General features: G+C 65.3%; 2 protein-coding genes. Both read left to right on the forward strand.

The window, feature by feature from the left end; translation table 11 throughout:
• On the forward strand, positions 1-244 hold a 244-nt coding region (locus tag DBR12_RS18515; RefSeq protein WP_146185577.1), incomplete at its 5' end, for a short-chain fatty acyl-CoA regulator family protein.
• Positions 245-499: 255 nt separating this feature from the next.
• The gene (locus DBR12_RS18520; RefSeq protein WP_108618607.1) at positions 500-3,604 is read left to right on the forward strand and encodes an EAL domain-containing protein; all 3,105 of its coding nucleotides are present in this window, start codon (positions 500-502) and stop codon (positions 3,602-3,604) included.
• Positions 3,605-3,869 lie beyond the last annotated feature (265 nt).

Consider the following 3,869-nt stretch of genomic DNA (forward strand, 5'->3'; position numbering starts at 1 on the left):
GTTCTCGGTAGCGCTGGGTTGTGACATCCGGCATGCGCCTCAACTGGTGTATTCACGCGGGCTCCATCTCGCCAACCCCGAGGCCGCCGTCCCCATCGGCATGGGCTGCAAGGTGTGCGAGCGCGATGCCTGCCCGCAGCGGGCGTTTCCACCCATCGGGCGCGCCCTGGACGTGAACGAGAACCGCAGCCGTTTTGCCCCCTACCCGGTAGTTGCGCCGCCCGCCGCGAACCGTCGGTCATGAAATATGCTCATCATTTCATAGCTTGCGAGGTACGACTTTGTTGCGGCAAAGGCACTTTTTTATTGAATGTTGCGCGGTAACGAAATGTTGGTGCCGCTGTGCCGGGTTTGCCGCTATCCTGCGTCCATTCCGCTCTGGCTGGCTGATTGGCTGCCGGGCTGGCGTTCCCCAAACCTGCTCCTTCGCTGAGGCATCCGTCTGTCCCTTCCCCTGAGAACCCCCCTCCCGGCCGGTCCGCATGCGCCGGGCCGCCAAATGCACTGGTGGTCTGGCCTGGGCGTGGCCGTGCTGGGGCTGGGCTTGAGTCTTTGGCTGGGGGCGCACCAGGCGGATTCGATGGCTCAGATCGACCAGGCGCGGTTTGCGCAGGAGGCGCGGGCTTTTTCCGAGGCACTGAGCCAGCGCATCGCCGGACACACCGAGGTGGTCAACGGCCTGCGCGGGCTGTTCACCGCCAACCCCCATTTGTCGCGCCTGGATTTCGAGCGCGCTGCCAGCGAAATGGAGGTGGGCCAGCGCTACCCCGGGGTGCGCAACCTGTCGTTTACACGCTGGGTGCCGGGCCCGGAGCGCGAAGCCTATGAAGCCCGCGTGCGGGTGGACACCTCGCTTTCGCCCGATGGGTTTCCCGACTTCCGCATCCACCCGCCTGGCGAGCGCGCCGAGTATTTTGTGGCTGAGTACTTGTGGCCCATGGTGGGCAACGAAGGCGTGTTGGGCCTCGATATCAGTGCCCAGCCTGCCAACCTTGCAGCCATGCGCTACAGCCGCGACAGTGGCCAGACCGTGGTGTCTGCGCCGTTCGATCTGATTCAGGAAGACAAATACCGCCAGGGCGTCGTGATCCGCGTGCCGGTGTTCGACCCCACGGCGGGGATGGCGGAACAGCGGTTTGTGGGGACCGTGGCCTCGACCCTGCGCGTGTACGACCTGGTGCAGGGGCTGGGTATTCAGGGTTTTCTGAACGGCATTGCTGTAGCCATCACTGATCAGGGCCCCGTGCGCACGGATGCCAATGACACCACCGTGCGCGCGCTGCTGGAGCAGACCTCACCCGGCCTGCCCGGCGCCCGGCCTCTGGTGCGCGATCTGGTGGTGCACGACCGACGCTGGCAGCTCACCTTCTATCCCACACGCTCTTTTCTGGCGCCACAGGAGGCGCGGCTGCCGTTGCTGGCGGGGCTGGCTGCGGTGTTGGTGTCGCTGCTGGCCGCGTCCACGGTGGGGCTGCTGGTACGCCAGCGCACCCTGGCGCTGGTGCGCGCCCAGGTGTCTGACGATGCGCGGCGCGAGAGCGAAGAGCGGTTTCGTGCCCTGTTCAATCAGGCCACCGTAGGGGTGGCGCAGGTGGATTCCGACACCGGCCAGTTTTTGCGCGCCAACCAACGCTATGCCGACATCCTGGGCTACACCGTTGACGAGCTGGTGGGCAAGACCTTCCAGAGCCTCACCCACCCCGACGACCTGGCTGCCGACATGGCCCAGGTGCGGCGCCTCAAGAGTGGCGACCTGCCCGAGTACCGCCTTGAAAAACGCTACATCCACAAGGACGGGCATGTGGTCTGGGGCGACCTCACTGTGTCGTCGATGTGGATCACCGGCCACCACATCGCCGTGGTGCAGGACATCACCTCGCGCAAGCGCATGGAAGAGACCCTGCGCGCCAACGAACAGCGCCTGCGCAGCATCCTGGAGCGCCTGCCCATGGGGCTGTGTCTGGTACAGGATGACGGCCTCATCAGCTTCCGCAACGAGCGCTACGTGCAGATCTGCGGCTACACACAAGAAGAAGTCCCCGACGTGGATACCTGGTGGCAGCGTGCCTACCCGGATGCAGTGGAGCGCGATGCAATCCGGCAAAAGCTGATCAACTCCAGAAACCAGGGCGTGATCTCCGCCGCCGAGTACACCATCCGGTGCGCCGACGGCAAGCTCAAGCCGGTGGAGATTTCCGGTATTTTTGTCGATGGCGGGCGCCTCATCACCATGCAGGACCTGAGCCAGCACAAGGCCGCCGAGGAAGAGATCAATACCCTGGCGTATTACGACCCGCTCACCCGCCTGCCCAACCGGCGTCTGCTCATGGACCGTCTGCAGCAGGCTTTGGCCACCAGTGCGCGCCACCATCGCAGCGGCGCGCTCTTGATGCTGGATCTGGACAACTTCAAGACCCTCAACGAAACCCGGGGCCATGACCGGGGCGACACCTTGCTTTTGCAGGTGGCGCACCGCCTGAGCGGCTGCGTGCACGAGGACGACACCGTGGCTCGCCAGGGGGGCGACGAGTTTGTCGTGGTGCTGGAGGACCTGGGCTCCAGCCCCGAAGAGGCTGCGGCACGTGGCGAAGAGATTGGCCAGCGCATTCTGGCCGTGCTGCGCGAGCCCTACTTGCTGGATGGAGATTTGCACCACAGCTCGCTGAGCATGGGAATTGCGGTGTTCAGTGGCATCCGTGAGACGGCAGACGAACTGCTCAAGCGCGCGGATCTGGCGCTCTACCAAGCCAAGGACGCGGGCCGTGACACCCTGCGCTTTTACGACCCCCGCATGCAGGCTGCCGTAAGCGCCCGTGCGGCCCTGGAGCTGGACATGCGCACCGGCCTGGCCCTGGGGCAGTTCGAGCTGTACTACCAGCCGCAGATCGACCATGGCCGCATCATTGGAGCCGAGGCCCTGCTGCGCTGGCGCCACCCGCGCGATGGGTTTGTGTCTCCCGCCCATTTCATCCCGCTGGCCGAAGAGACCGGGCTCATCCTGCCGTTGGGTGAATGGGTGCTGAAAACGGCCTGCCGCTGCCTGGCAGCCTGGGCCCAGGAGCCCGCATTGGCGCCCTTGAGCCTGGCCGTCAACGTGAGCCCGCGCCAGTTCCATCAGAGCGGTTTTGTGGCCCAGGTGCTTGCCGCCCTGGCTGGTGCCGGGGCCGACGGCCGCCAGCTCAAGCTGGAGATGACCGAAGGCCTGCTGCTCGAAGATGTGGAAGACACGATCGACAAGATGGGCCAGCTCAAGGGCTATGGCGTGGGCTTTTCACTGGACGACTTTGGCACCGGGTACTCATCGCTGAGCTACCTCAAGCGCCTGCCGCTGGACCAGCTCAAGATCGATCAGAGTTTTGTGCGCGACGTGCTCACCGACCCCAACGACGCCGCCATTGCCCGCACCGTGGTGGCTCTGGGCACCAGCCTGGGCCTGCGCGTGATCGCCGAAGGGGTGGAAACCGAGGCGCAGCGCGAGTTTCTGGAGCGGCACAACTGCCACGCCTGGCAGGGCTACCTGCTGAGCCCGCCGTTGCCCGTTGCCGAGTTTGTGGCCCTGGTGCACCGCACCAATGTGGTGGACGGGTTGTCGCCGCAGGCCTGAAACCCGGGCGGGACAGAGGCTTTTCGCGCGCTGTTTGGTCGGTTGTCCGGTCGCGTCTGGGTGTTCAAAATTGATAGCTAAGAAGGCATGATGGATGCGCGGAAAGGCCTTTTTTAACCAAATGTTTCCGCGCTGGCTGGCCTAGGGAGCCATCCCAACCCGCCAGCCCCGGGGGCATGCAGGCGGCGCGGTATCATTCCGCCGTGGCTGCAGCCAGCGTGTTCCCGCCCGGAACGCCCGTCCGGCGCCCCTTCCGGTCCCCGCT

It is taken from the genome of Acidovorax sp. HMWF029, from assembly GCF_003060895.1.
Lineage (GTDB): Bacteria > Pseudomonadota > Gammaproteobacteria > Burkholderiales > Burkholderiaceae_C > Acidovorax.